Annotated in this window: 24 protein-coding genes; 8 read left to right on the top strand and 16 right to left on the bottom strand. The window is 56.6% G+C overall.

What is annotated here, in order from left to right; all coding sequences use genetic code 11:
* Nucleotides 1-77: 77 nt before the first annotated feature.
* The 3 genes from IT971_RS18550 to IT971_RS18540 form a co-directional block, all read right to left on the bottom strand.
* Nucleotides 78-1004 carry a 4-(cytidine 5'-diphospho)-2-C-methyl-D-erythritol kinase gene (locus IT971_RS18550; protein ID WP_065701821.1) on the bottom strand — a complete coding sequence of 309 codons (927 nt, stop codon included), beginning with the start codon at nucleotides 1002-1004 and terminating at the stop codon, nucleotides 78-80.
* Between the two features lie 28 nt (nucleotides 1005-1032).
* Nucleotides 1033-2799 carry a tetratricopeptide repeat protein gene (locus tag IT971_RS18545; protein ID WP_083195720.1) on the bottom strand — a complete coding sequence of 589 codons (1767 nt, stop codon included), beginning with the start codon at nucleotides 2797-2799 and terminating at the stop codon, nucleotides 1033-1035.
* Between the two features lie 166 nt (nucleotides 2800-2965).
* Nucleotides 2966-3589 carry a DJ-1/PfpI family protein gene (locus tag IT971_RS18540; RefSeq protein ID WP_065701820.1) on the bottom strand — a complete coding sequence of 208 codons (624 nt, stop codon included), beginning with the start codon at nucleotides 3587-3589 and terminating at the stop codon, nucleotides 2966-2968.
* A 305-nt stretch (nucleotides 3590-3894) separates the two neighbouring features.
* Here IT971_RS18540 and IT971_RS18535 point away from each other — a divergent pair, with 305 nt between their 5' ends.
* Together IT971_RS18535 and IT971_RS18530 are read left to right on the top strand one after the other, a co-directional pair.
* On the top strand, nucleotides 3895-4245 hold the full coding sequence (locus IT971_RS18535; RefSeq protein WP_139189978.1) for a hypothetical protein: 351 nt from the start codon (nucleotides 3895-3897) through the stop codon (nucleotides 4243-4245).
* Nucleotides 4246-4253: 8 nt separating this feature from the next.
* Nucleotides 4254-4520 (top strand): hypothetical protein, encoded by a 267-nt coding sequence (locus IT971_RS18530; RefSeq protein ID WP_139189977.1) that lies wholly within the window; start codon nucleotides 4254-4256, stop codon nucleotides 4518-4520.
* 26 nt (nucleotides 4521-4546) lie between these two features.
* On the opposite strand, the gene IT971_RS18525 is transcribed toward IT971_RS18530, so the two are convergent.
* From IT971_RS18525 to IT971_RS18510, 4 genes are all read right to left on the bottom strand, one after another.
* Nucleotides 4547-5731: a M20 aminoacylase family protein gene (locus IT971_RS18525; protein ID WP_065702150.1), complete on the bottom strand. Its 1185-nt coding sequence runs from the start codon at nucleotides 5729-5731 to the stop codon at nucleotides 4547-4549.
* A gap of 65 nt (nucleotides 5732-5796) precedes the next feature.
* Complete coding sequence (locus IT971_RS18520; RefSeq protein WP_065701817.1) at nucleotides 5797-6285, bottom strand: hypothetical protein; 489 nt, start codon at nucleotides 6283-6285, stop codon at nucleotides 5797-5799.
* A 2-nt stretch (nucleotides 6286-6287) separates the two neighbouring features.
* Nucleotides 6288-7118 (bottom strand): DUF3100 domain-containing protein, encoded by an 831-nt coding sequence (locus IT971_RS18515; RefSeq protein ID WP_065702149.1) that lies wholly within the window; start codon nucleotides 7116-7118, stop codon nucleotides 6288-6290.
* A gap of 222 nt (nucleotides 7119-7340) precedes the next feature.
* Nucleotides 7341-8270 (bottom strand): LysR family transcriptional regulator, encoded by a 930-nt coding sequence (locus IT971_RS18510; protein ID WP_065701816.1) that lies wholly within the window; start codon nucleotides 8268-8270, stop codon nucleotides 7341-7343.
* Between the two features lie 258 nt (nucleotides 8271-8528).
* Between IT971_RS18510 and IT971_RS18505 the strand changes: the two genes are divergently transcribed.
* Entirely contained in the window at nucleotides 8529-9428 is a 900-nt protein-coding gene (locus IT971_RS18505; RefSeq protein WP_223304870.1) for an NAD(P)-dependent oxidoreductase, read from the top strand.
* Nucleotides 9425-10954 carry an aldehyde dehydrogenase family protein gene (locus IT971_RS18500; RefSeq protein WP_065701814.1) on the top strand — a complete coding sequence of 510 codons (1530 nt, stop codon included), beginning with the start codon at nucleotides 9425-9427 and terminating at the stop codon, nucleotides 10952-10954. Before IT971_RS18505 ends, IT971_RS18500 begins: the two co-directional genes overlap by 4 nt.
* A gap of 61 nt (nucleotides 10955-11015) precedes the next feature.
* Here the strand turns inward: IT971_RS18500 and IT971_RS18495 are convergent, their stop codons facing one another.
* Nucleotides 11016-12653, bottom strand: a complete 1638-nt coding sequence (locus IT971_RS18495) for an electron transfer flavoprotein-ubiquinone oxidoreductase (protein ID WP_065701813.1) — start codon at nucleotides 12651-12653, stop codon at nucleotides 11016-11018.
* 245 nt (nucleotides 12654-12898) lie between these two features.
* Between IT971_RS18495 and IT971_RS18490 the strand changes: the two genes are divergently transcribed.
* The 3 genes from IT971_RS18490 (at nucleotide 12899) to IT971_RS18480 (ending at nucleotide 16158) form a co-directional block, all read left to right on the top strand.
* On the top strand, nucleotides 12899-13792 hold the full coding sequence (locus IT971_RS18490) for a uracil-DNA glycosylase family protein (RefSeq protein ID WP_065701812.1): 894 nt from the start codon (nucleotides 12899-12901) through the stop codon (nucleotides 13790-13792).
* A gap of 227 nt (nucleotides 13793-14019) precedes the next feature.
* Nucleotides 14020-15876 carry a lytic transglycosylase domain-containing protein gene (locus IT971_RS18485; protein WP_065701811.1) on the top strand — a complete coding sequence of 619 codons (1857 nt, stop codon included), beginning with the start codon at nucleotides 14020-14022 and terminating at the stop codon, nucleotides 15874-15876.
* A 9-nt stretch (nucleotides 15877-15885) separates the two neighbouring features.
* Nucleotides 15886-16158, top strand: coding sequence for a hypothetical protein (locus tag IT971_RS18480; protein WP_007090239.1), 273 nt, complete (start codon nucleotides 15886-15888; stop codon nucleotides 16156-16158).
* A 94-nt stretch (nucleotides 16159-16252) separates the two neighbouring features.
* On the opposite strand, the gene rbsK is transcribed toward IT971_RS18480, so the two are convergent.
* From rbsK to deoC, 7 genes are all read right to left on the bottom strand, one after another.
* Nucleotides 16253-17179: a ribokinase gene (rbsK, locus tag IT971_RS18475; protein ID WP_007090238.1), complete on the bottom strand. Its 927-nt coding sequence runs from the start codon at nucleotides 17177-17179 to the stop codon at nucleotides 16253-16255.
* A gap of 15 nt (nucleotides 17180-17194) precedes the next feature.
* Nucleotides 17195-18280 (bottom strand): aldose 1-epimerase family protein, encoded by a 1086-nt coding sequence (locus IT971_RS18470; protein ID WP_065701810.1) that lies wholly within the window; start codon nucleotides 18278-18280, stop codon nucleotides 17195-17197.
* 13 nt (nucleotides 18281-18293) lie between these two features.
* On the bottom strand, nucleotides 18294-19286 hold the full coding sequence (locus tag IT971_RS18465; RefSeq protein WP_037987469.1) for an ABC transporter permease: 993 nt from the start codon (nucleotides 19284-19286) through the stop codon (nucleotides 18294-18296).
* A gap of 10 nt (nucleotides 19287-19296) precedes the next feature.
* Entirely contained in the window at nucleotides 19297-20274 is a 978-nt protein-coding gene (locus IT971_RS18460) for an ABC transporter permease (protein WP_007090235.1), read from the bottom strand.
* Nucleotides 20275-20285: 11 nt separating this feature from the next.
* Entirely contained in the window at nucleotides 20286-21788 is a 1503-nt protein-coding gene (locus IT971_RS18455) for a sugar ABC transporter ATP-binding protein (protein ID WP_065702147.1), read from the bottom strand.
* Between the two features lie 86 nt (nucleotides 21789-21874).
* Nucleotides 21875-22921, bottom strand: a complete 1047-nt coding sequence (locus IT971_RS18450; RefSeq protein ID WP_007090233.1) for an autoinducer 2 ABC transporter substrate-binding protein — start codon at nucleotides 22919-22921, stop codon at nucleotides 21875-21877.
* A 136-nt stretch (nucleotides 22922-23057) separates the two neighbouring features.
* A complete protein-coding gene (gene deoC, locus IT971_RS18445; protein ID WP_037987192.1) occupies nucleotides 23058-23729 on the bottom strand; it encodes a deoxyribose-phosphate aldolase in 672 nt (223 codons plus the stop codon).
* Nucleotides 23730-23988: 259 nt separating this feature from the next.
* Here deoC and IT971_RS18440 point away from each other — a divergent pair, with 259 nt between their 5' ends.
* Nucleotides 23989-24747, top strand: a complete 759-nt coding sequence (locus IT971_RS18440; protein ID WP_007090231.1) for a DeoR/GlpR family DNA-binding transcription regulator — start codon at nucleotides 23989-23991, stop codon at nucleotides 24745-24747.
* Between the two features lie 18 nt (nucleotides 24748-24765).
* Here IT971_RS18440 and IT971_RS18435 read toward each other — a convergent pair whose 3' ends face one another.
* Complete coding sequence (locus tag IT971_RS18435) at nucleotides 24766-25524, bottom strand: cytochrome C biogenesis protein CcmI (RefSeq protein WP_065701809.1); 759 nt, start codon at nucleotides 25522-25524, stop codon at nucleotides 24766-24768.
* Nucleotides 25525-25565 lie beyond the last annotated feature (41 nt).

Below are 25565 nucleotides of genomic sequence, written 5' to 3'. Positions count from 1 at the left end.
CAGCGTGTGTGGCGCGGAAAATAGCGTTCCCCGCGCCGGAGTGCAACCCTCTATTTGAACCTTTTTTTGCCGGGGATTTAGGTCGGGAAGGATGCGCCGATTTGCGCGCGGGCGCGATCCTGCATTGTTTGAATTCCGGTGGCCTGTACCCACCAGTCGGGCTGGCTTTCGGCAATCGCGTTTGCGGCACGTTCCGCCTGATTTTCGGTGTCGTAAATCGCAAGGCAGGTCGCCCCGCTGCCTGACATGCGGGCGAGTAAACAGCCGTCTTCGCGGGCCAGCGCATTGAGCACATCACAGATTTCGGGCAAAATGCCCGATGCCGGAAGGGTGAGGTCGTTGCGGCAGTCCTGAAGGGCGGCGGCAAGGGTGGCGGCACTTTGAAACCGTGCCGTGCGATCCCATAGATTTTCATCAGTAAAACCGGCATCGCGCGCAGCAAAGATTTCAGGGGTTGAAACCGCCTTGCCCGGATTGACCAGCACCAGTGACAGGCTGGGCAATTCCGGCAGATCAATGAGTTTTTCGCCGATGCCCTGCATCAGGACGGTCTTGCCATGCAGACAAACCGGTACATCGGCACCGAGTTTAAGGGCGAGTTTTTCAAGGGCGTCGGTCGGGATATCAAGTTGCCAGACCCGGCAGAGCACGCGAAGGGTCGCGGCCGCATCGGCCGATCCGCCGCCGATGCCCGATGCGACGGGCAGGTTTTTTTCAAGTGTGAGGTCGGCACCCTGCGTTACCGCGCCTTCGGCCCGGAGCAGGCGGGCGGCACGCAGGATCAGGTTGTCTTCGATATTGCCATGGCCAAGATCACCCGCCATCGGGCCGGTGATCGCAAGGGTCAGTTCACTATCATCGCGCGCGGTTGCGGTGATCACGTCGCCGCAATCGGCAAAGCAGACGAGGCTATCGAGCAGGTGATAGCCGTCATCGCGCCTGCCGGTGACATGCAGGAACAGGTTGAGCTTGGCCGGGGCCGGTTCGGTATGGGTCGAAGACATGATGCGGATGCCCTTTATCCCCGATCAATCAGTTTGCGGCAACGTCACCGGCATGGGGTGTTTTGCCGTCAAGCTTGGCCTGGACATCTGCGCGCAGTTCGTCGGTCGGATTGAACGAAAGCGCACGGTGCCACTGGAAGCGGGCCTCGTGGAAGCGGCCGATCTGCCAGTAGGCATCGCCCAGATGATCGTTGATGGTCGGATCATCGGGTTTGAGTTCAACCGCCTTTTCGAGCTGTTCGACGGCATCATCATAACGGCCGAGCTTGTAATAGACCCAGCCAAGGCTATCGATGATGTAACCGTCATCGGGTTGCAGTTCGACGGCACGTTTGAGCATGTCTTCGGCCTGATCGAAGTTTTTGCCCATATCGACCCAGCTATAGCCAAGATAGTTCATGACATAGGGCTGATCGGGTTCAAGTTCGAGCGCCTTGAGGAAGTCGGCCTCGGCCTTTGGCCAGTTTCCGGCGCGCTCATAGGCAATGCCGCGCCGATAGAGCAGACGCCAGCCGACAGCATCCGTGCCGCCCAGACGTTCAATCGCCCGGTCATAGGCATTGGCCGCCCCGGCAAAGTCCTGATCGATGCGCAGGATATCGCCAAGCTGGATCAGGGCATCGGGACGGTCGCTGCGTTCATTGACCATGGTTTCGAGCAGGGCAATCGCATCGTCGGTCTTGCCAAGCTGTTCATAGCTTGCCGCAGCACGCAGGCGCGCGTTCCAGCTATGCGGGGAGTCTTTGGGGATCGATTGATAGACAATGACGGCTGCGTCAAAGCGTTGCTGGATTTCCATGATCTCGCCGACCAGAAGGCGGGTGATGTCATCACCGGGGCGCAGTGACAGCGAATAACGCGCCATGAGCAGGGCCGGATCAACCGCGTTTTCCTGGCTAAGCAGGGTCGCGATATCAAGATAGGCCTCCGCCAGACCCGATGCCGGGGTCAGGATGACGCTGGTGGGGGGCTCCCCCTTTGCCAGACGGTCAAGGTGATAGGGCATCGCCAGCGACTGCGGGTGGCGGTCCATATAGCTTTCATAGAGAAGGGATGCCTTTTGCGTCTGGCCTTTGCGTTCATAGACCGACCCCAATGCTTCGGCCGCGCGCAGCGGCGCATCTGCCGGGTCGCCATAGGCGCTGGCAAGGGCGACTTCGGCGGCGTTCAGGTCATCGAAATAGGCCAGGATCAGACCGCGATGATATTCCGACAGCGGATTGAGCGAGCCGTTGCCCTGCAATTCGTTAAGGGCGGCCATGGCGTTTTGTGGCTGATCAAGGCCGGTATAAATCCATGCCTTGGCCAGCGGCACGATCAGGGAGGTGATCCCGCGTTGCGGCAGGGTCGATACGGCATCAAGGGCGGCCTGATAATCCTGATCGCGGATTTCGGCATCCATCACCGTCATGATGGCAAACAGGTCTTCGGGATTTTCATCGACGAGCACGCGCGCAACCGGTTCTGCATCGGCAATGCGGCCTTCGGCGATCAGGGCCAGAAAGGCGCGGCGGCGCAAATCATCATTTTCCGGGTCGATTTCATGGGCGCGCAACAGATAGCGCGCGGCATAATCGGTGCGGTTTTCGATCTGGGCGGCCTTGCCGGCAAGGAAATTGCCCGAGAAGCTGTTGCTTTGCGGATATTCGAACTCGGCACGATCAGCGGGCTGCGACATGGTGCCGCAGGCCGAAAGGGCAAGAGCCGTCATCGGAATGACGATGTTTAACAGATGGCGTTTCAAAAACTTGTCCTGCGTCTGCAATTCCCAACCGGCCGCATTTTCTGCGCTCAATGCGGGCCACTAACTTTTATGGAGCTAACCCTAACCAGTCGGCAAATATAAGGCAAAGCATTTGCCATTTAGCTTGGTATCTACCGGGCGCAGCATATGTGATTGTACGGCAACTTCCCACAGGTGGTTGCGCAAAGCCAAAAACGTTCCCGTGATGAGGATATAGCTAGCAGTAAAGCGGGCGTTTGGCGGGAACATCAAGCTGGGGCACGATGATGTCACGCGCCTGTTTGGCAAAATGCGATTTCTGGCCGACCGGGGCGACATATTCCAGAATGGCCATCGCCTTGTCGGTGCCAAGCGCACGTGCGAGAACCCACCCCGCCAGATAGTGTGATGACAGGCAGCCGCCGCTGGTGACGATATTGCCCTGTGCGACCAGCGGGCGGTCTTCAAGCACGGTATCGGTGCGCACCAGAAGGGATCGGGTTTTGGTATCGGTCGTGATGGTCGCGGGCAGAAGGCCCAGTTTGTGCAGGAACAGCACACCCGAACATTGCGCGCCGATCATCTGGCGCGACGGATCAAGTTGGATTTGCGCCATCAGATCGGGATCATTGATATGATCGCGGGTGTGGATGCCGCTGCCAAACAGGACGACATCGGCCGTCGCGGTGAAGGATAACGGTTCCTGTATCCTGACTTCGACCCCGTTCATCGAGGTCACGGATGGGCCGGGCCCGGTAATGACCGCACGAAGGCCATTGCCCCTGGCCCGGTTCAGGATCGAGAGGGCGACAAAGCTGTCGATCTCGTTAAAACCATCAAGCGTTACAATCGCGATCTCCATCACACATCCATCGCCAGTCAAAAAAGGGCGGACATTGAACGCGCAGATTGGGGATTAGACAAGGAAAATGCGATATTTCCGTCAGAAAATCACACTGATAGGTATTCCTCGACCAGTGATATCCCGTAACTGACGCCGCAAGGGATGGCATCGTCATTGAAAATTCCGAACCGACATATGATCCGATTGGAGTGAATGCCCTTGGGTTGAAATGGAAAAATAAAATATCAATAAATAAGTTCGGTGTGTTGCTACCTTGATGTTGTGAGGCCAATGACGCAAGAAATAGGGCGAGGCGAACTGAGGTGAGGGATGTTGCAGATATTCAAGAAAAGAATGCCACTCGATCAACAGCGGCAAGCATCTCTAATTCTGGGATCAGAGATTGCTATGTTCTCAAAGGAAAACAATGGAAAATCGATGCCTATTCCATTGGTGATGCAGTTTGCCGGTGTTTTTTTGATATATATGGTTTCAAGAGACACCCGGAAGACTTACGGAATGTGATAGAAAACGCTGTGCAATCAGCCATTTTATATGGCGAAGGGCATCCAGTTAGTCATGAAGTCCGGCAAATATTGACTGAGGATGAAAACTTGGAAAAGAGAAAGGCGCTACTTGACGCCGCATTGAAAAAGAAGGCGAGCGGAAGATGAGGCTGATAGTGCTTTTATTTGCTACTATTCTAACAGCCTGTGGCGAGAGCGACTATGATGATCGTGTGCGTCGTCTAGAAAAAGCAGTTGAAGAACCAATCAGTAGTGGTGGAGACTACTGGATATATAAGCGGGGAGATTTCTATTCAGATCAGCAATACAAGGTAGGCTTGATCTTTGGATACGGAGACAACAAGCTTGTTTGTGATGAAATGATTGAGGTCTATCGTAAGACTTACAGCAAGGAACATTTAAGCTGCGTTCCAGCGAATTAAGGTAAACTGACTGAAAGCTTGAACAATCACTCTGAGAGGCATTCCTCGACCAGTGATATCCAGTAACTCACACCATATGGAATGGCATCGTCGTTGAAATCGTAGGCAGCGTTATGCAGCAGGCAATTGCCATCGGTCGGGCCATTGCCAAGCCAGACATAGCTTCCGGGTTTTGCATTGAGCATGAAGGCGAAATCCTCGCTCGCCATCGAGGGTTCGGGGGTCTGGTCGATCTGATCGGCCCCGACGACGCGCGATGCGGCGGCAAAGGCGATGGCGGTTTCGGCTTCGCTGTTGATCGTGGCGGGGTAGCGGCGCTGATACATCACGCGCGCGGTGCAACCGAATGCGCGCGCGGTGGCATCGGCCACGGTTTTAAGGCGGTCTTCGACCAGATCCTGAATGTCGGGTGCGAAGGTGCGCACGGTGCCGCGGATGGTGGCGGTGTCGGGGATGACATTCCATGTGTCGCCCGCGAAAATCTGGGTCGGCGAGATCACCGCACTTTGCAGCGGATTGACATTGCGCGCGGTAATGGTTTGCAGGGCCAGCAGCACCTGACCGGCGGCGGTAATCGGATCGCGGCCCAGATGGGGCATGGCGGCATGGCAGCCGCGGCCATCCACAATGATTTCAAAAATATCGTAGCTGGCCATCATTGGGCCTGGCTTCATCGCCATGGTGCCGACATCACGGCCGGGCCAGTTATGCATGCCGTAAACCGCATCGGCCGGGTGGCTGTCAAACAGGCCTTCTTCGACCATTTCGCGCCCGCCGCCTTCGTTTTCTTCGGCGGGCTGAAAGATGAAATCGACCGTGCCGGTGAAATCGGGATTTTCAGCGAGAATTTTGGCAGCCCCCAGCAGCATCGTCATATGGCCATCATGACCGCAGGCATGCATTTTGCCCGGATGTTTCGAGGCATAAGGTAAATTGGTGGTTTCATGGATATCAAGCGCATCCATGTCGGCGCGAAGGCCGATGCGTTTGCCCGAACCCTTTTTGCCGTGAAGGGTGGCGACCACGCCGGTTCTGGCGATGCCGGTTTTGACATCAAGCCCGAAGGATTGAAGCTTTTGCGCGATAAAGGCGCTGGTCAGCTTTTCCTCGAACGCGGTTTCGGGATGGGCATGCAGATGGTGTCGCCATTGGGTGAATTCATCAACGAGTTCGGTGGCGCGAGGATGAAGGGAGGATTGGGTGACAGTCATCTGCATACTCTGTTGCGTGTCATAAAGAACGGGGGCGTGATGGCCCCCGTTTATATGGTGTTGGATCAGACGCCTTGCAGGCGCAGGATCAGTTCGGCAACCAGAACCGAACCGGCATAGGTGCCAAGAAAGACAAGGCAGGCAACCAGTGCCAGTTTCCAGCCGGAATGCTTGGCGACTTCGATTTCCTTTTTGGCAATCGCAAAACCGGCATAGGCAAGGGCCGGGGTGGCAAGGGCCAGGAAATTGACCGATTTGGCCTGTGCGACGATCCATTCCGACCCCGGGGTCCAGGGCAGGGTTGCAAGAATACCGACCAGCGAAATCCATGCGACACTTGGCAGATAGAACGGTGCAAAGCGGGTCAGAAGCAGGCCGGCCATGGTGATCAGATAGATCACCACCATGCCGACAAAGCCATCGGCAAGCGGGATGGCCGGGCCGACCGTATTCATCACCAGCCCGACAAGGCAGACGATGACAAGGGTAACGGCGTGATCTGTCAGATCAATGTTCGGACGGGTACGTTCCATTGCAATTGCATTCTCGGACATGATCAGGCCTCCTTCTTGTTTGCGGTGGCGATATCGTTTTTGCCAGCGGTCGCGTTATAGAGTTTTTCAACAATCGGAAGGGCGATGAACAGGCCGGCATACAGCCCGGTCGCATAGGTCAGAAGGTTGCTGGCCCCGGCAAGGGCAAGGATTTCGTCCTTCATGGTCGGGATGACTTCGGTCAGCGCACCGGTGCAGGCCGCCATCATCGAGCCACTGCCGATGCCACATGCCATGGCAAGGGCGCGCGGATCAAAGATGTCCGCACTGGCGAAAAGGGACGCCAGAATGGCAAAGATGAAGGTCCCGAACAGGGTGCCGATCACGTAAACGCCCATCACACCCGTGCCCTCGGGGCTTTTGAGGGTATAGCGGTCGGCGATGATCGCAAGGTTGGGTTCACGTGCAATCGAGAAGGTCGCACCAATCGCCTCGCGGCCCATTTTCAGGCCCCAGACCGCCAGCGGGAAGGCCAGAACGATGGTGCCAAGGTTGCCCAGTTCCTGCAACAGAAGGGCCGGACCGGCATCAATGATGGTCTGGATTGCCGGGCCAATGGTGGTGCCGAATTTCGCAATAAACGGCATGATCGCAATCACGATCAGCGGCGATGCGGCCTTGACTTCCTTCTGGCGGATGAATTTCCCGAATTTCGGCATGATATTGGGGTTCATCAATGCCGCCATGACGAAGGCATAAAGCAGCGGCAGCAGCAAAATCGCGCCGATGCCAAATGGAATTTTCTGAATGCCGATCAGTTCGGCGATGGCGCCGAGTACGATAACGGCGAGGTGGAGCCGCCAGAGCTCCAATTGTCCCCGAAGCGCGTTCATTTCCCAGTCTCCTTGACGTGGCGTGTTCGACGCAACCATGGCCACGGTCAAAAAAGGCCAGAACTGTTGCATCATCCCTGCGGTATCCCGGCATTGGCATATTTCACAATTCTGCCATTTTTGGCGCCGGGGATTTTGTCCGACAATGAAAACTCGACCGGGGTGGAGCAAGTGCCATTTTGGGATGCTTGTGTTGCCAGAACGGCAACAGGTGCCTTGATGCTATGCGTGTTCTTCGGGATACCAGGCGGAGCCGAAGGCTTCCATCCGGTCGCGGATCATGCCGGTAACCGCCCGAACAGCGGCGGTTTTCGGGCGTCCCTTGCGCACCAGAAGATGGGATGGAACACGGGCGAGAAAAGGGTCGGTCATCGGGATCGCAACCACCTCGCCCCTGCGTAATTGTCGCGATACGGCAAAGGCCGGAAGAAAGGTGATGCCGCCGCCTGACAGGACGAAATGCACCGCGACATTGATCGAATCGGCGGTCAGGAACGCATCGCGGGCCAGCCGGTTGCCCTGATCGACATTGGCCAGAAGTTTGGCAACGCCAAAATGCGGGTTCAGCAAGGCCGCCGGGTAATTCAGCGTATCGGAAAGCGTGCAGCTTTCCTTTTTCGCCAGATCAAATCCCGGCGGGACAAGGGCGCAAAGCGGTGCGTGATCCTCGGCCAGCAGTTCCAGATCGGGATTGCGCGGCGGGTTGAAGACAAGCCCCATATCGTAATCATCGCGCAGGATGCCGTGGGTGATTTTTTCGGTGCCCGCGACATCGATTTCAAGGCGGATATCAGGGAATTCATCGCGAAGCGGGCGGACAACGTGATTGACCAGGTCGACCACAAAGCCCTCGCCCGTGGCGATGCGCACCTTTCCGGCGATGGCACCGCGCGCAGCCGCCAGATCCACCGAAAAGGCCTCGTCCATTTCAAAGCGGCGTCTGGCATGGGCGGCGACCATATGGCCCGATTCCGTAAAGATGATGCCGCGTTTGGTACGTTCCATCAGAAGCGTTTCAAGATGGGCTTCGAGGGATGCGATCTGGCGGCTGATGGCGGATGGGGCGATGCGCAGATTTTCGGCCGCGGTTCGGATGGATCCGGCCTCGAACACGGCAAGGAAATAACGCAGTGGCTTGTCGTCGATCTTCATGGTGTTCGTGCCTGTTTGGGGTGCCTGATTGGGTGGTTGATGTCTGGTGCTTGTGAAGCTGATCACGTAATCAGAGCATATGTGTTGCTGTTTCGGCAACAACATGTTCCGGCAATTGATCTTGAGTTCGCCCGATATCCACCGGAAAGTTCGGGGGCAAAATCAAAAAATCACATCGGACCGCATCGGTGCCGTGACGGGAAGGCGCGTGCCTTCACCGGCTGAGCCCGGCTGTCTGAAAGCAAAGAGGCAAATATCGTGAGTAATCCAGAAACCGGCACCATTGGTGTCGTTGGTCTTGGCAATATGGGGCTGGGCATGGCGCGCACCCTGTTGCGGGATGGTTTTTCGGTCATCGGGTTTGATGTTTCGATGGAATGTCAGGCCAAGGCCGCCGCGTCGGGGGTGACGATTGTCGCCGGACTGTCCGAATTGTTTGAGGCGTGCCCGACGATCATCCTGTCATTGCCGACGGCAAACCATGTGCGCAAGGTTCTTGGCGGTGATGAGGGCCTTGGCGGACGCGATATCGATCCGCGATTGGTGATTGATACCACCACGTCCGAGCCCGATGTGACCCGCGAACTTGATACGGTGCTGCGCATGCAGGGGCATATCCTGATTGATGCCCCGGTCAGCGGCGGACCAGCCGGTGCCAATAGCGGCAATCTGACCATGATGGTTGGCGGCGGGGATGCCGATGTGGCGCGTGCGATGCCGGTTCTAAGCTCGTTGGGTGGCAAGATCACCCATGTCGGGCCGGTGGGGGCGGGGCATGCGGTCAAGATCGTCAATAACATGCTGGTGGCAAGCCACCTTCTGACCATGAGCGAGGCGGTGCGTTTGGGCAACGCGGCGGGGGTAACCACCGAAAACCTGATTGCGGCGCTGAATGCCGGATCGGGCCGCAGTGCGATCAGCGAGGTCAATTATCCGAAATGGGTGATGAATGGGGCCTTTGACAGCGGCTTTACCATGGGATTGATGCGAAAGGACGTGCGCCTTGCCATGGCGTTGGCCAAGGACAAGAGTGTTGCGATGCCGGTTTCGGAACTGGCGGGGCAGATCTGGGCGGCGAGCGAGGAACTGCTGTCTGACAATGCCGATTTCAACCGTATCACCGAATGCGACCCGACCCACAAAGGAGCCAAATCATGAGCAGCGATAGCAAACTGATGGCACGTGACTATCACAAGGCGATGGCGCCGTTTTTTGGCAGCGATGAGATCGGAAGCTGGGTCAATGGGGCGATGATGCCCGGACGCGGTGATATGTTCGACCTGATCGATCCGGCGACCGGCAAAGCGTTTTTGGCCCTTAAGGATGCCGGGGCGGACGTCGTGGATGCCGCGATGAAGGCGGCCAGTGCCGGGCAGAAAGTCTGGTGGGGCATGACGGCGGCCGAACGTGGCCGCATCCTTTGGCGGATCGGGCAGCAGGTGCGTGATCACCTTGATCAGTTGGCGTTGCTGGAAACCGTGAGCGCGGGCAAGCCGATCCGCGATACCAAGGTCGAGGTGCTTAAAGTTGCCGAGATGTTTGAATATTACGCCGGTTGGGCCGACAAGTTGCATGGTGATGTGATCCCGGTGCCGACCAGCCATCTGAACTATACCCGGCCCGAGCCGTATGGCGTGGTGACACAGATTACGCCGTGGAACGCGCCGATCTTTACCGCCGGATGGCAGTTGGCCCCGGCCCTTTGCACCGGGAATGCTGCGGTGTTGAAGCCATCGGAAATGACGCCGTTGACCTCGTTGGCCCTTGGGGTTTTATCGAAAAAGGCCGGATTGCCCGATGGGGTGATTACGGTTCTGACCGGGCTTGGCACCACGACCGGGGTTGCGGCGACCACCCATGATGTGACGCGCAAGGTGGTGTTTGTCGGATCGCCGCGCACCGGGGCAATTATCGCCGCACAGGCGGCCCAGAATATCGTGCCCTGCGTGCTGGAGCTTGGCGGGAAATCGGCCAATATCGTGTTTGGTGATGCCGACCTTAAACGTGCGGTGCTGGGTGCGCAGGCCGCGATATTCAGCGGGGCGGGGCAAAGCTGTGTCGCGGGATCGCGGTTGCTGGTGCAGCGTAATGTGGTTGACCGTTTCCTTGATATGCTGGTCGATGGGGCCAATCGCATTCCGGTTGGTGATCCGATGGATAGCGCAACCCAGATCGGCCCGATCAACAATGACGCACAATATCAGACCGTGCGCCGGTTGGTGGCAGCAGGCCAGAAAGAAGGCGCGGAATTGCTGGCCGGTGGTATTCGCCCGGAAGGGTATGACGAGGGTTATTTCCTGCGTCCGACGGTGTTGGGCAATGTGCGCAATGACATGGCGATTGCGCGCGAGGAAATCTTTGGCCCGGTGGTTTCCGTCATCCCGTTTGACGATGAGGCCGAGGCGGTTGCGATTGCCAATGACAGCAAGTTTGGTCTGGCCGGGGCGGTGTGGACGCAATCGGTGGACCGGGCGCACCGGGTGGCGGCGAATGTCCGTGCCGGGACGTTCTGGATCAACAGTTACAAGACGATCAATGTCATGTCGCCGTTTGGCGGATTTGGTGCCAGTGGGTATGGAAGGTCGAGCGGCAAGGAAGGGTTGATGGAATATATGCAGCCCAAAAGTGTCTGGACCGAAACGGCGGCCAATCCGCCCGCCGCATTCGGATATGCCCCGGAATAGGGCGCATATCGATCATCGACATTACGAAAAAGGGCCGCACGACGCGGCCCTTTTTCAAGCATTACATATTGGGATAGTTCGGGCCACCGCCGCCTTCGGGCACCACCCAGACGATGTTCTGGGTCGGGTCCTTGATGTCACACGTCTTGCAATGCACGCAGTTCTGCGCGTTGATTTGCAGGCGTTTGCCGCCTTTGTCCTCGTCCGCGACAAATTCGTAAACGCCAGCCGGGCAGAAGCGGGCTTCGGGCCCGTCATAAACCGCAAGGTTGACGTCGACCGGCACGCTGGCATCCTTGAGCGTCAGGTGGATCGGCTGGTCTTCTTCGTGATTGGTGTTTGACAGGAACACCGACGAGAGTTTGTCGAAGCTGACCACGCCATCCGGTTTCGGATAGTCGATTTTCGGCATGTCGGTAGCCGGTTTCAGGCAGGTATGGTCCGCATGGTTCTTGAAGGTCCAGGGGGCCTTGCCGCCCAACAGATAGGTATCAACCGCACTATAGGCCATGCCGCCCCAGAAGCCCCATTTGGCGAAGCTTGGGCGGATGTTGCGGACCTTGTGCAGTTCGGGATAGACCCAGCTGTTTTTAAGTTTTTCCGGGTAGCTTTCCATCGAGGCGGGTGGCGTTTCGGCAGTTAGCGCCTCGAACGCGGCCTCGGCGGCGAGCATGCCGGTCTTCATCGCGGTGTGCGAACCCTTGATTTTCGGGACATTCATGAAGCCAGCCGAACAACCGATCAGGCAGCCACCGGGGAAGACCAGATCGGGGATCGATTGAAAACCGCCTTCGTTCAGCGCACGCGCACCGTAAGAAATGCGGCGGCCCTTTTCGAAAATCTTGCGGACTTTCGGATGGGTTTTGAACCGCTGGAATTCGTCAAACGGGCTGAGATGCGGGTTTTCGTAATCAAGCCCGATGACAAAACCGACCACGACCTGATTGTTATCAAGGTGATACAGGAACGATCCGCCATAGGTGTTTTTATCAAGCGGCCAGCCGGTGGTATGGGTGATTTTGCCTTCTTCGTGAACTTCGGGATCAACTTCCCACAGTTCCTTGATCCCGATGCCATAGGTTTGCGGATCGGAATTTTTGCGAAGGTCGAATTTTTTGATCAGCTGTTCGGACAGCGAGCCACGGCAGCCTTCGGCAAAGAAGGTGTATTTCGCATGCAGTTCCATGCCCGGTTCGTGGTTCGGGCCGGGTGTGCCATCGCGTTGGATGCCCATATCGCCGGTCGCGATCCCCTTGACCGAACCGTCCTCGTTAAACAGGACTTCGGCGGCGGCAAAGCCGGGATAAACTTCGATCCCCATGGCTTCGGCCTGTTCACCAAGCCAGCGGCAGACATTGCCGAGGCTGACGATATAGTTGCCCTTGTTATGCATCTGCGGTGGGGTGGGGAGCTTGATACCGCCGGTTTCGCTCAGCATCAGGAACTCGTCCTTGCCAGCGGGGACATTCAGCGGTGCGCCGCGTTCTTTCCAGTCGGGGAAAAGTTCGTTCATCGAACGCGGTTCCATCACCGCACCCGAAAGCGTATGCGCGCCGACCTCGGAACCTTTTTCCACCACACATACGGTGATTTCTTTTTCATGTTCCTGGGCGAGTTGCATCAGTCGAATGGCAGCCGACAGACCGGATACACCGGCACCGACGACAACCACGTCAAATTCCATGGATTCGCGTTCCATATGGCCTCTCTCCTTTGGCTGCCGACCGTTTCGGACTGTTTTCGCCCGTATGGGTCACAAGCCGGTATTCACCGATCAGAGTCTCGCCCAAGCCCTGATTTCTCACATTCATTGTTTAATCGGTATAGGTGTACCGATTTGAGTCACGTTTGTATATGGTGCAAGTGATCCAAAATCGTTAAAGTCGATTGAAATCCATGCGCCATTCCAAAGAGTGCGCCGCAACATACACCGTTCCTGTGTAGATGAGCAAACCAATTACAGATTTTGATGTAAATAACCTGGACCCGCTGCAGGCATTGATCTGGCAGTTTGAAATGGGCGCGGACGAGGCGATTGCCGACGAGCCGCTGGACCGTTTCAAGGCATCCGAAAGCCTGAGCCGACAGGCAGCAGGCCAGCCCGGCCGTGCTTCATTGCCGCCCAATGGTGGCGCGGCTGCCCGCCCGGCGATGCCACGGCCCGCCGGTGGTGCAACCCCGATGACCCCGCCGCCGCCCATGCCACCGGGGGCAGGGTTCCTGTTATCCGATACGCCACATGAAGCCCGCCAATCGGCCCGTGACCTTGCCGCGGCGGCAACAAATCTGGCCGATCTTAAGGAAGCGGTCGAAAAGTTCGAAGGCTGCGCACTTAAGAAATCGGCCAGCAATACCGTCTTTGGCGTGGGGAACCCGGAAGCACGGCTGGTGCTGGTGGGTGAAGCACCGGGGGCGGAAGAGGACCGGCAGGGCGAACCCTTTGTCGGACCGAGCGGCAAGTTGCTTGATGCGATGTTGCGATCCATCGGCTTTGCGCGCGAGGAAGTCTATATCACCAATATCCTGCCCTGGCGTCCGCCGGGAAACCGGCAGCCGACCACCGCCGAAATCGCGGTGTGCGAACCATTTGTCCGCCGTCATCTTGAACTGATCGGGCCAAAGGTTGTTATCTGCCTTGGCGGCAGTGCGGCCAAGACCCTGATGGAAGAAGACCGCGGCATCACCCGGTTGCGCGGCACGTGGAAAGAAATGGCGCTAGGGGCTGCCAGTGTTGCCGATGTGACGGCCATGTTCCATCCGGCCTATCTGCTTCGGACACCGGAACAGAAACGGATGGCGTGGCGCGATTTGCGGGCCGTGGCGCAGAAATTGTCGTAAATTACCTTACGAAACGCACGATGCATGGCCGATATGCAGCGGGCAGGCAATGTGCGGCCACCCCCGCCAAGTGGTTGATTTCGGAGAAATCATTTCGCGGCACCGGCTTTTGCTGGTATATATCTTTGCCAAATGCGGGGGGACACCGCACTCTACAGGTTGCGACGAGAAACTGCTTCGGGATACAAACACGGCTTTGCCGGAGTCTCGTAGGGGAAAGACTGGTTTTGATCGAAGCACTACAAACAAGCCTGCCGCGTGCCATATCGGCATTTCGGCGCACCGTTTTCATTACCGCACTGGGTGCCATTGCATTGGCGCTGCCTGTAACCGACGCCCAGGCGACCAAGGAACAGGCCGCCCTTAGTGCGCCTGCGGCCAGTGATGATGCGGGCTCGGTCAAAACACCGACTGTGCTGTCCAAGCGTGATGCAGAACTTTATGAACAGATTTTTGTCGTGCAGGAGCAGGGCCGCTGGAAGGATGCGGACAACCTGATTTCGCGTCTGTCCGATGACCTGCTGATGGGGCATGTCCAAGCACAGCGCTATCTGCATCCGACGGCGTATCGGTCGCGCTACAAGGAATTGAAGGACTGGCTGGCACTTTATGCCGATCTGCCCGAAGCGCCGACCATCTATAAACTGGCGTTGCAACGTCGTGGCAATGCCACCTATCCGAAGAAACCGGTTGGCGGGTATGTCAACGGTGCCGGATATGATTACGAAGATATCCGTCCCTATTACCACAAATCGACCAAAAGCCTTTCATCGGCACAGCGTTCGCGCGTTTCGGTTCTGAAACGCCGCATTCGCCAGCGGATCGGCGGCGGTTGGCCGACAGGCGCGCTTGAGGTTCTTGAGGCACTGGAAACCAAGCGTTTGTTTGATGCCTATGAGCAGGACGAATCCAGAACATCGATTGCATCGGGATATTATTATTTCGGCAAGCCCGATCTGGCTTTGCGCCATGCCGCCGAAGCCGCAAAGCGGTCGGGCAAATATCTGCCGCAGGCGCATTGGACGGCGGGTCTGACGGCGTGGCGGCTGGGCAAGATGGATCAGGCGCATGACCATTTTGTGGCCCTGACCAAGAACGACTATGCGTCAAGCTGGACGCGGTCGGCCGGGGCGTTCTGGGCCGCACGTATTGATCTGGCCGCCGGGCGTTTTGTTGAAGCCGACAAATTGTTGCAGATGGCCGCGGAATATCCGCGGTCGTTTTATGGGCTTCTGGCGTTGCGGTCGCTTGGCCGGGATGACGTGTTTGACTGGGACAGTCTGGCGCTTGATGAAAATCGCGCCAACAAGCTGAAACTGGATCCGCATGGCCGTCGTGCCCTTGCCCTGATCCAGATCGACAGGCGTGAAGAGGCCGAACAGGAATTGCGCAAGGCTGCAGCCAGCGACGATGCCAAGCTGCGCCGTGCGGCCCTGGCGCTTGCCGATAGTGCCAATTTTGCGTCGCTGACCATGCGTCTGGGCGGTTATATCGCGCAGAAAACCGGCGAGGTCATCGTCAATGCGCTTTATCCGATTCCGCCATGGGCACCGGAAGGCGGTTATGAAGTCGACCGGGCGCTGATTTATGCGTTGATGCGTCAGGAATCCGGCTTCAATGCCGAGGCGCGGAGCCACGCCGGGGCGCGTGGTTTGATGCAGCTGATGCCCGCAACCGCAAGCTATATCGGCAATACCCGTTATCGCGGTGAAAAGCGTGCAGAACTTTACGAGCCGGAAGTCAACCTGTCGCTGGGTCAGAAATATGTCGATCATCTTCTGGGGCAGAACGGGGTCGATAACGGCTTCTTGCAGTTGATGGCGGCTTATAATGGCGGGATCGGCAATCTGGGGCGCTGGCAGAAGGCGCTGAAGGATAACGAAGATCCGCTTTATTTCATCGAAAGCATTCCGTCGCGTGAAACGCGCCTGTTTATCGAGCGTGTGATGGCGAACCTTTGGATGTATCGTTCGCGTCTGGGACAGGACAGCCCGTCGCTTGATCGTCTTGCTGCGGGGAAGTGGCCGGTTTACCAGTCGCAGGACCTTGGTGCTGGTGATGACGGCCTGACCGCCGAACGCTGACCGGGATTGATGACCGCAGACAATAATCGCAATGGTGAACCGGCATCTGATCGTCGTGATCAGGGAACGGTTCTCGACCGGATGCAGATGCCACCGATGAGTGGCGATGAGGCGCTTCGCCGGTTTCACAAGGAACGCGAAGCAGGCGGCCATAAATCACAGAGCGATGAAACCACGGAACTTGCCAAACTGCATCCGGTGATGCGATTTGTGGCGGTCGCGGGAACTTTCATTCTTATTGTCGCGGCTTTGCTGGGTGTGCTGTATCTGATTGGTTCCTAGGGGACGGTGCAATCTGTGCCGTGTCGTCGGACCACATAAAAAACGGGCGCAGTCTCCTGCACCCGTTTTTTTGTTGTCCGAAGATCAGACCTGATTACAGCGATTGGCAGAACTTTTCGAAATCCTGCACGGTTGCATATGATTTCTGCGTGCCGGGACGGGTGATGCTGTCAGCCGCATACCGCACGGCCATTTCAAGGGCGGCTTTGACGTCACGGTTTTCGGCATAGTAGCGCGCAAAGCTGCCGATAAAGGCATCGCCAGCACCGGTCGTATCAACCGGTTTGACCGATACCGGATCAATATGAACCGCCGCATCGTTCCCATTGATCAGAAGCGCGCCATCACCGCCCAGTGTCACAATTACGGTTTTGACACCACGTGCGATCAGGCTTCTTGCGGCGGCTTCGGCATCGGCCAATGAATTCACGGCCATACCCGAAATCGTCGCAAGTTCCGTCTGGTTCGGGACGAGGAATGTGGCCTTTTCGATTTTGGTGCTGTCGAGGTCAGCCGGGGCCGGGGCCGGATTAACCAGCGTTTCAATGCCATGTTCGGCACCAAAGGCGACGGTGTGATACACCGTTTCCAGCGGAATTTCGAGCTGCATCAAAATCAGGTCGCATTCCTTGAGCGCATCGGCAGCACGGTCGACATCGGCCGGGGACAGTTGTGCATTGGCCCCTTTGACAATCAGGATGCAGTTTTCGCCTGACGGTTCGACAAAGATCGGGGCGACGCCGCTTGAGGTGCCCGGTACCCGTTCGACAAAGCGGGTATCAATGCCCGATGTTTCGAAATTGCGGATGGTGTTATCGGCAAAGATATCGTCGCCGACCTTGGTGACCATCATGACATCGGCGCCAAGACGTGCAGCCGCGATGGCCTGATTGGCCCCCTTGCCGCCACATCCCATTTCGAAACGTGGTGCTTCGATGGTTTCGCCGGGCAACGGCATACGATCCGTATAGGTGATCAGATCGACCATGTTGCTTCCGACAATGGCAATTTTGCCTGCCATATTCATTCTCCTGATTTACAGCGAACGGATCGCCTGTTCGGCCGTGTCACTTTCGGCCTGCGTCATATAGCCCAGCCTTACCGAGAAATTCCGGCTTTCGCCAGATCGCAGGGAAATGACATGTCCCTTGGCTTTTTCGGCGTTGAAGCCTTCGGGTTCGCAGGTGGATGGCAGGGCAAAGGCCGCGACCTTCTGATCCTGATTGGCCAGTATCCAGCGGACCGTTTTGGGAAAATCATTGGTGTTATAGGCAATGTGAAACGCATCGCCTTCGACGCGGCGCATCATACAGGCAGTGTTGCCATGCGCATCGGTTTTGGCGTTGCGGATGTAAAACACCTGTTCGGGATCATAGCGATGCGGTTCGTCGAGGGTTTCCATCGCCGCCGGATTTTGCGCCAGCGTTTCAAGAAACGCATCGTAATCCGGGTTGCGCGGCACATGGGCCGGGACTTCGGTGCGAACGATGGTGTCGGTGGGAGTGAAACCGGCGGGCTGGATGATTTGTGCGCCATCACAGAACGCGAAATTGACGTGGCACATATACATCAGGTCCATTGCCGCACCCGACAGGTTTTCGACATTCATCTGAATATCGAAAAGCGTCGCATCCGGGCGCAGAACCACACGGGGCCGCGCCATGTAATGCGCCCCGAAGCCCATGACATATTCGCGGGTGCCACTGATCGCCATAAAGGCACCGTCGTCGTCATGGCCAAATTCAATGGCGGCACTGTCCATTTCGGCACAGGGCATTTCGCCATGCAGCGGATGGGTATCGGTCGGACCGGGGCAGCCATTGGTCAGCAGCCCCGAATGGAACGCAAAACAGCCATAGGTTTCGACAATGACGTTGGCCGGGCGCGGCATGCTGAACATGTTTTCCATGGTCAGATCCACGCCATCAAACACCGCATCCCAGATCATCTGCCCCATGAAGGGCAGAATGACCAGATAGCCGCGTTCGTTTTTCAGCCGGACTGCTTCGATGCCGGTTTCATAGCGAAACAGGCTGGCCGTCATGCCACCATGCGATGCGATGACATGTTCGGCGTCGCCGAAGAAGGTTTTGCGCAGGTTAACCTTGGTTGACGCAGTCATGAAGTCACCTCGTTTAACGCGAACGGTTTTTATAGGCGTTGAGCGCAATCACCAGCAGAAGGAACACGCCCCAGATAAAATCGATCAGATGGTTGGAAAACCGCAGAATCTGGAAGCCGCTTGACAGCAGCATCAGGGCCGCAACCGCGATCGACACACCGAGCACCGTGCCACGGCCACCGGCCGGGTTGGTGCCGCCCAGAACCGCAATCAGAACCGCCTGAAGCAGATAGGATGTGCCGTAATCCGACTTTGCCGCATTGGTACGCCCCGAAAGAATGATTCCGGCGATGGACGCCATCACCCCGGTCAGCATGTAGCTGAGCAGGACCATCTTTTCGCGTTTCAGACCGGCAAACAGGGCGGCCTTCGGGTTGGTACCGATCAGCATCAGATTGATGCCAAAGGTCGTGCGGCGCAACATGAAGGCGATCAGGCAGGCCAGAACCACGAACAGGACAAACGGCGTTGCCAGCCCAAAGATCTTGCCATTGCCGATAAAGGCCCAGGCTTCGGGGAAGCCGACAATTGCCGGGCCGCCGGTCATGACAATGGCAAGGCCGGTAAAGACCTGCCCGGTGCCAAGGGTCGCCAGAATGGGCGTGATTTTTAACCGGGTAATCAACAGACCGTTCAAAGCCCCGGCGACAAGCCCGGTGCCAAGGGCGACAACGCCACCCAGCAGAACAATGCCAAAACCGGTATCGGCAACACCGGCGTCGGTAGCGAATTTCTTGAACATCACCCCGGCAAAGATCCCCGACAGGTTGGCAATGCCGATCACCGAAAGGTCAATGCCGCCGGTCAGCATGGCAATCATCATCGCAATCGACAGAAGGCCGAGTTCCGGGAAGGTGTAGGTGATGGATTCAAAATTGTAATAGCGCAGGAATTTATCCGGGCTAAGGGCGGTCATGACAACAAAGATCAGGATCGTCATGGCGATCAGCTGAACGATATTGTTGTCCTTGTTCAGAAGGTTGCGGAAATCGAGTTCACGTTTCATATCGGCCCCCTCACGCATTCGCACGGCGGTCACGCCATGCCGTAATGGCGGTGGCAATTACAATGATGACGCCGACAACAACGCGCTGCCACGTCGTGTCGATCTTCATGATGATCAGGCTGTTTTTCACCATCACCAGCATGAACACACCCAGCATGGTTCCCAGAACGGAACCGCGCCCCCCAAAGATGGAAGCACCGCCCAGAACCACAGCCGCGATGACGTCCAGTTCAAGACCGACGAAATCACGCGGGTTGGCAAGCCAGATCATGCCGCTGTGCAGGAGGCCGGCAAACCCGGCCAGGGCCCCGGCCACACAATAGATGAAGAAGGTGATCTTGCGGATGTTGAAGCCAACGCGGCTGGCGGCTTCGGGATCGCCGCCCATGGCATAAACCCCGCGGCCGATCATGGTATAACGCAGCACAATATGCAGGGCCACGGCCAGAACGACATAGACAGCAACCATCGCGGTCAGGCCATAGGTTGTGCCATCGGGTTTGACCATGCTGATGATATCGGACTTTCCGAAATCAATCAGGGCATCGGGCATTTTGTTGATGTTGATCATGCTGGTGCCAACAACACCCAGCAGGAACCCGCGCACCATGCTGCCCGTACCCAAGGTCACGATCAGCGGGATCATGCGGAATTTATAAACAAAGAACGCATTCAGACAGCCAAACAGCGCCCCCATGGTCGCCGCGGCAACGAAGGGCAGGACAACACCGTCATAATTGAAATACAGCATGCCCTTGATGGTCAGATACATCGCGGCAACAGCGAATGCCGGGAACGAAACATCAATCCCGCCGGAAATCATCACCAGCAAAACGCCAAGCGCCATGATGCCGATGATCACGTTGCTGCGCAGAAGACTGAACATGTTGTCCAGGCTCCAGAAGGCGGGGTTGACCAGCCCGATCAGGATCATGGCAAGCACAAGAATGCCCGCGATGACCACCTCTGATTTTTGAAACCAGGCCATCGAGTTTTTCCTTACGTTAAATTCTTGAGCTTGTCGCTGATCTGGTCTTCGGAGGTATCGGCAGATGCCATTTCCTCGACAAAGGCTCCGCGATGCATCAGGACAATACGGTTACAGTTATGGACCAGTTCCGGCACGTCGTCGGAAATCATCAGCACGGCCAGCCCTTCTTTTTGGGCCAGTTCGCGAATGATCCGGTGAATTTCCGCCTTCGATCCGACATCCACCCCGACGGTCGGGCCGTTCAGGATCAGGAATTTGGCATTGGTCAGAAGCCAGCGGGCAATCACCACACGTTGCTGGTTGCCGCCAGAGAGTTCCTTGACCAGCTTTTTGCCGGTGGGGGTTGCGATCTGCATGTCGCGGATCATGGTTTCAACCCATTCTTCGGCCTTGTTCTGATCAATCAGCAGGCCGGGGGCCAGTTTTTCGTAACTGGTCGCAAGCATGTTGCGATCAATGCCCTGGGTTAGAAACAGTCCTTCGCTGAGACGGTCTTCGGGAACATAGGCAACCCCGGCCCTGATCGCCTTTTGCGGCGTATCGAGCACGGTTTGCGTGCCGTTGATCGAAATGGTGCCGTTGTAACCGGGCATCATGCCAAACAGGGACAGGGCCAGTTCGGTACGACCCGATCCAAGCAGGCCGGAAACACCGACAATCTCGCCCGGTTTGATCGCGAGGTTGATATTGTCGAGATCGTTTCCGTGGGTCAGGTTTTTGGTTTCAATGCGCGGCGGCATCGAACCATATTTCTGCTGGTCCCAGATATAGGGTTCGGAAATGATATCAGACCCGGTCATGTGACGGGTGATCAGGGCTTCGTCAAAATCACCGGTCGGGCCGTCGGCCACTTTCTGACCGTTACGGATGACGGTGATATGTTCGCTGATTTCCAGCATTTCGCGCATTTTGTGACTGACAAACAAAATGGCAATCCCGCGCGACTGGATATCCTTGACGATGCGAAAAAGCGTTTCGATTTCCTTGCCGGTCAGGGCGGTTGTCGGTTCGTCCATGATGATCAGACGGGCATCTGACATCAGCGCACGGGCAATCGCGACAAGCTGTTTGCCCGCCGTGGACAGTTTTTCGACATCGGTATCAAGGTCAAGATCAACCCCGAGACGTTTGACCGCTTCCTTGGCAATCTCGCGGACCTTGCGCCAGTTCAGAACCTGACGCTGTTCGCGAAGCTGCACATTCATGGCAAGGTTTTCGGCCACGGTCAGGTTCCCGAACAGGGAGAAGTCCTGATAGATCACCTGCACCCCATGTTCGATGGATGCCATGGGAGACAGGCTTTCAACCTTGTTGCCATCAATGTAAATCTCGCCGGCATTTGGCTGATATACACCGGACATGATCTTGATCAGGGTCGATTTGCCCGAACCGTTTTCACCGGCAAGACAGTGGATTTCGCCTTTTCGGATCGTCAGCGAAAGATCCTTAAGCGCAACAACGCCGGCAAATTCTTTCCGGACGTTTCGCAATTCAATGAAATTTTCAGACATGACAAGCCCGTCAACGTGAAACAAAGGGCCTGATCTCATAATAAAATGAAGGCGTCCTTAATGGACGCCTTCACCAAAGGATGAAATCAGAAGTTATACTTGTCCATGTTTTCCTTGGTCACACCGACCCAGCCCTGGCCATAAACCAGGTTGGCATTGCTGCCTTCCGGGGTGCTGAGATTGGTGTAACCCGGAAGGCCAAGGTCGAGACCAGCCTTGATCTGGTCGCCTTTGCCGTCGAGCGCCATAATGGCCAGCATGTTCATGGCATAGCCAGCAACCGCCGGATCCCAGAACTGGATGTATTCGATGTCGCCATTTGCCAGATATTCACCGGCAACCGACACCAGACCGGTCCCTGCGAAGTGCAGTTTACCCTGAAGACCGCGTTCGGCGATCAGACGACCGGCACCTGCCGAGGTCGGCATCGGGCCGCCAACGATACCCTGAAGGTCCGGGTAGGTGGTCAGGGTTTCTTTGAGTTTGGTGTAGTCGGTGTTGGCGTCGTCATAGGTTTCGAGACGCTCGGTCGCCAGTTCCATGTCCGGGAAATGTTCTTTCTGGTATTCGACGGCACCGTCGATCCATTCATTCTGGGATTTGGAGGTCAGGCTGCCGACGGTGGCGGCATATTTGCCCTTGCCACCCATGGAGGTCCCGAGGACTTCCATCAGCTTCGCGCCATATGCCTTGTTATCAAACGCTTCGAGGATGTAGTCGGCGTTTTTCAGGTTTGATGCTTCGTGGGCGATCACGATGATACCGCGGTCACGGGCCTTTTTCAGAACCGGTTCGACGGCTTCGACCGAGAACGGCACGATGTTGATGGCATCAACGCCCTGTGCGATCAGGTTTTCAATCAGCTGCACCTGTGCGGCAGCGTCCGCGGCACTCGGTCCGACCATCCAGGTATCGTGACCGGTGTCTGCGCCGAACTGTTCGACACCTTCGCGCATACGGTCAAACCATGCGATACCGTCAACCTTGACCACGGTGGCGATGGAATATTCCTTGCCGGTGGTTTCGGATGTGAATTTCGAAATGATGTCCGGCGTTTTGACCGCTTCGTCTGCATGGGCCGCACCTGCAAGCAGGGAACCGGCGACGACAAGCGATGAAAGAAGCTTGTTCATTGTTACCTCCAAATTGAAATCGTTTTTTTAGCTGGCAGTTTTCTGCGTCTTATTGGCATGAAAGCCAAGGCTTTTCATGCGGTTCGTTCCGAAAACAGCAATTTTCCGGTGGCCGGGATGCGGCCACCGGCACCGTTTACTGACCGATAATCTTAATGCTGGCGCTGGCACCGATGCGTGATGCCCCGGCTGCAATCATCTTGAATGCGTCTTCGGTGGTGCGAACCCCACCCGACGCCTTGACCCCGATATCCGGGCCAACGGTTTTGCGCATCAGGGCGATGTCTTCGGCAGTGGCACCACCGCCGGCGAAACCGGTCGAGGTTTTGACGAAATCAGCACCGGCCTGTCTGGACAGTTCGCAGGCAAGGACTTTCTGTTCGTCGGTGAGCAGGGCTGTTTCGATGATGACCTTGAGGGTGGCATCGCCACAGGCTTCTTTTACCGCGGCAATATCGGCGCGAACGGCATCGGTATCGCCAGCCTTGAGCAGGCCAAGTGCTATGACCATATCGACTTCGCGGGCACCCTGTTCAACCACCCAGCGGGTTTCGGAAACCTTGGCGGAAACCGGATCGGCCCCGAACGGGAAACACACCACCGAGCATGCCAGAACATTGGTATCGGCCAGTTCGCGCACGACCAGCGGGATATAGATCGGATTGACACAGACCGCCTTGAAAGCGTGTTTTCGCGCATCGGCGCACAGCGAGACAATCTGATCGGGGGTGGCATCGGCCGCCAGAAGGGTGTGATCAATATAAGCGGCAAGATCGCCTGCAACGGCGGGAAGTGGAGCATTCGACATGTAACGTTTCCCTCGACGATAACGGGTTGCTATCGCCGTTTTGTTAAATTTTTAACATTTATTGAAATGATCCTGTCATCGGGTTAACATCCGGTCAAGCCAAAAACATATCAGAACAGAACTTGATTGAGTTGCTGCCCGTCTCGCTATAATCAGGGGTTTTAGGATGAAATTTATGGTTGTGCTGAGTGGCTATCGACATCATTTCAGGTGTGTCTGTGGCCTGTCAGCCAGTATATCGGCAGTGAACGGAGTCTGAATGTCGATCAAATCGCAGGACCGGATAGAAGCCCTGACCCGCAATCTGGAGGTCAGCAATGTCATTCGGTTGAAGGATGCCGCCGATCTGCTGGGCGTTTCGGAAATGACGGTCCGCCGTGATGTCGCCAATTGTGAAAATATTTTCACATATATGGGGGGGTACATCACGCTCAAGTCGCCAGCAGCCGGTGGCCTTGGATACATCTTGGACCGTGAACGCGGTTCGCATACCGATCTCAAACGCACAGCCTGTCAGATTGCCGCGCGTTATGTCAAACCGGGCGATACCATATTTCTTGATTGCGGGACGACCATTCCCTATCTCGCCAATGCGTTACCAGAAAATCGGGATATCACGGCGATCTGCTATTCGATCAATGTTGCCGAAATCCTGTGCAAAAAGCCGGGCCTTCGGGTCATCATGCTGGGCGGGATGTATCACGCGTCTTCGGCATCCTTTGCCGATAGCAACAGCGTGAATGCCATTCTGAACCTGAATATCAATACCGCCTTCATGTCGGCGGGCGGGGTCAATATCAGCCGGGGTGTCAGTTGTTCCAACCCCCATGAGGTTGATATCAAACAGGCGGTTCTTGAGACCGCGGCCAACAAGATCCTTGTTGTCGATTCAACAAAGTTCAATGTCATCAAGCCGATGCTTTTTGCCAAGCTGGAGCAGTTCGACATGATCTGTACCGATCCGAAATGTGATCCGGAACTGGCAACCAAAACCGGTTGTCCCCTGATTACGCAATAGCGAAGGGCACAAAACGCTTTAGTTCGGTTCGGCCTGTGTTGCGTCGGCGATTTCTGCGTTCAGCAATTGTATTTCCGCCTCGGTCGCACCGCTGAGCGGGTCGTCCTTTGGAATGTCACGGTAGAGATCGGTAAAGACATTCAGGGCCTGCTGATACTTGTCCTGCTGTTTGAGCATCATGCCATAGTAATAGCGGCTGAGCTGATGGTTTGGCATCTGGCCAAGCGCATGCAGGATCAGATCGCGTGACACCTTGTCAATCTGGCCTTGTTGGGCGGTAATGCGTGTATCGGCATATTCGATAGCGAGTAACGGATTATGACCGGAAAGCGCATAGGCACGCGCAAAGGCGGCAACCGCCCGCTCGATATCGCCCAGACGCAATGACCCACGCGCCAGAACGACCCAGCCCTGCAAATTGCGGGGATTGGCTTCGAGCGACAGGACGATCTGGCTGAGCAGCCGGCGGATTTGCTGATCGGTCTGAAAGTCTGGATCGGTCACATCGTTTGCCGCGGCCGCAGCGGCGGCAAGATTGCGTTCGCCCGCCCGTTCGGAATAGGGACGCGACGGAATTTGTGGCATGCCGATCGCGCTATACAAAATAACTGCGGCAATCACGGGCAGGGTTGAAAAGCCGATCCGCGCCATCGGGCCAAAGGCGCGGCGGGCATCGGGTGTATTGTGGTTATCCACCCCCGCAGGCCGACGCGGCAGGCTGGCATAGATTGCAAGCCCGCCAAACGCGGCAAGTATGACAAGGCCAAGCCAGATCAAAAGGAACCTCGCGACGGGAGAATACTATATGCGGGGCGGCC

Origin of the sequence: Thalassospira sp. B30-1, assembly GCF_015767575.1 — a bacterium.
Classification (GTDB): Bacteria; Pseudomonadota; Alphaproteobacteria; order Rhodospirillales; family Thalassospiraceae; genus Thalassospira; species Thalassospira xiamenensis.
The sequence above is the reverse complement of the archived record's forward strand: the minus strand, read 5'-3'. Positions and strand labels throughout refer to the sequence as shown.